Genomic DNA, 2,769 nt, shown 5'->3' on the forward strand with positions numbered 1-2,769 from the left:
TACTTCAGGCTCAACAGGAAAACCAAAAGGTACATTATTAACGCATAAAGGAGTATTAAATTTAGTTGAATGGAGAAATGAAGTGTTTCAGATCTCTCCAAATGATAAAGTAACACAGTTTTATTCCCATAGTTTTGATTCTTCAGTATCAGAAATTTTTTCTACCTTGTTAAATGGGGCAGAACTATATTTATTAAGTGATGAACAACGCTATTCAACCGTCGCATATGCTCAAGCCATTCAAGAAACTCAAGCAACTATTTCCGACTTACCAACAGTCTTTTTCAATGAATTATCGACTTCATTAACGAAACTGGATAGCGAAAAGATACGTTCTTTAAGATTTATAATAATGGGAGGGGAAGCTGCATCAACAAATGCTATTAGAAGTTGGCAAAATACTTTTAAAAACCAAGTACAGCTGGTAAATGAGTATGGCCCTACTGAAGCAACCGTTTCAGCAATGTATTATTTCGTACCAGTTTTAGAAGAAGAAAATAATCTTTTAGGAAGCGTACCGATTGGTATTCCGATTTCTAATACAAAGGTTCATATATTGAATTCATATATGCAACATTGTCCGGTAGGGGGCATGGGTGAATTATATATTGAAAGTTTAGGACTGGCCCAAGGGTATTGGAAGCAGGAAGAGAAAACAAAACAGGCATTTATTTCAAACCCATTTTCAGAAGATAATAGTAAAAGATTATATCGAACAGGTGATTTAGCAAGATGGTTACCAAATGGAAATATAGAATTTATGGGAAGAAAAGATAAGCAGGTTAAAATTAGAGGGCACAGAATTGAATTAGGAGAAATAGAAGATGCAATGTTACAACTTGAGGGAATAAGTCAGGCTGTAGTAACACAAACGGAAGATGGAATGTTACTGCAAGCTTATTATAAAACAGTGGACGGTATAGGGATAGAGAAAAATAAGTTAGCTTTACATTTATCAAATGTATTGCCTGAATATATGGTCCCTAAATATTACTCTCATGTGTTAGAAATACCAATAACGGCGAACGGTAAAATTGACTTTGAAAAGCTGCCAAAAATAGAGTTTGGTCATGAGCAAAAAGATGAGTGTAAACTTAAACCTCAAACTAAAGTGCAAAAAGACATTGCAAAGGTATGGTCTGAAGTTCTAAACATAAAATCTATAGGTTTAAAAGATGATTTCTTTAATTTGGGTGGACATTCTTTAAAAGTTATGCCGGCATTAGTCAAATTAAAACCGTTATACCCTAACTTGAAAATTCAAGATTTCTTTAAGTATAGAACAATAGAAAAATTAGCCTCTCATATTGAAGAGATGGAAGGCATGTCGTCCAAGAAAGAGAAAAATATGAATGTAGCATGTATGGAAAATGAAACGAAAACGACTCCTGTTTATGAAAGAACTAAATTAGAAGAATGTGAGTTAGATCTGGTGAATTATCCAAACACAGTTTTCCTTACAGGGGCAACAGGATATTTAGGAGCACATATTTTAGAACGATTATTACAGTTGCCATCTACGACTATTTACTGTTTAGTAAGAAAAAATGAGGATCAAGTAATTGGTGCAAAGTTAAAAGAAAGAATGGAGTTTTATTTCGGTAAAGAAATCCTTCAAAAGTTGAAGGAGAGAGTAGAATTAATTGAAGGAGATTTATCTTTGATGAATCTAGGTCTAGATTCAAAGCAAATGGACCATTTAAAGAATAGGGTAGAGTCAATCATACATTGTGGTGGAGAAGTTAGACATTATGGAGAACGTGAGCATTTTCAAAAGGTAAATGTTCAGTCTACAAAATACTTATTGGAATTAGCTAAGAACACAAATGCACGTTTTCATTATATATCGACTTTAAGTGTAGTAGGTCAGGCTGAAAGCGATCCAAAAGAATTTGAATTCTTTGAGTCTAATTTTGATAGAGGGCAAAATTTGGATAATCTGTACCTAGAAAGTAAGTTTCAAGGCGAGAAAATGGTCAGAGAAGCAATGGAAAAAGGAGTTCGTGCCACGATATACCGTGTGGGGAATTTAGTGGGTAACTCTAAAACAGGTAAATTTCAATACAATATTAATGAAAACGCATTTTATAGATTATTAAAAGGGATATGCCTATCTAGCATAGCTCCTGACGTCAATACGTATGTAGATTTAACGCCTGTAGATTATGGAAGCTTAGCTATTACTGAATTATCTTATAAGGCTAATACAGTAAATAAAACCATGCATATTTGTAATCCAAATCAGCTTAAATGGGACCAATTTATTAATAGTTTACAAGCTTTTGGATACGATATCCTGTTAATGAAACAAGAGAAGTATATAGAGAAGTTTTTTAATACGAATCTAACTACTGATGAACAGAAAGCTTTAGAGCTCATAATGCCTTTATTAGAATCTGTAGAAGAGCTATCAGTAGCTATACCATCTTGTTTATACACGCAAGGATATTTGAAGAATGTACATTGTTTAGAGCCAAATCAAGAGTATATCAATTTGTTATTAAATTATGCTATGAGTATAGAGTATTTACCATTAATTAAAGAACCAATACTGTTGTAGTATAATTTATCGATTTTGAACAAAAAAGAACCTGTTTTCCATTGAGAACAGGTTCTTTTTCTGGAAAGAGATCTACTTAGTGGTACGGAATAGATTTCTTTTCAATAGGGTTGGGAACGCACTATTGAAAATATGAATATATAATTATGCGTTTTTAAAGTAATAAATTTGATATTTAATTGAAAAGTTTTTGATAGATAGTTTTAAAT

General features: G+C 32.5%; 1 protein-coding gene. It reads left to right on the plus strand.

The features are described from left to right. Positions 1 to 2,560: thioester reductase domain-containing protein (locus ABWK52_RS29030; RefSeq protein WP_353772361.1), on the plus strand; the 2,560-nt coding region annotated here is incomplete at its 5' end. Positions 2,561 to 2,769 lie beyond the last annotated feature (209 nt).

This window comes from Bacillus sp. AP50, from assembly GCF_040492675.1.
Taxonomy (GTDB): domain Bacteria; phylum Bacillota; class Bacilli; order Bacillales; family Bacillaceae_G; genus Bacillus_A; species Bacillus_A cereus.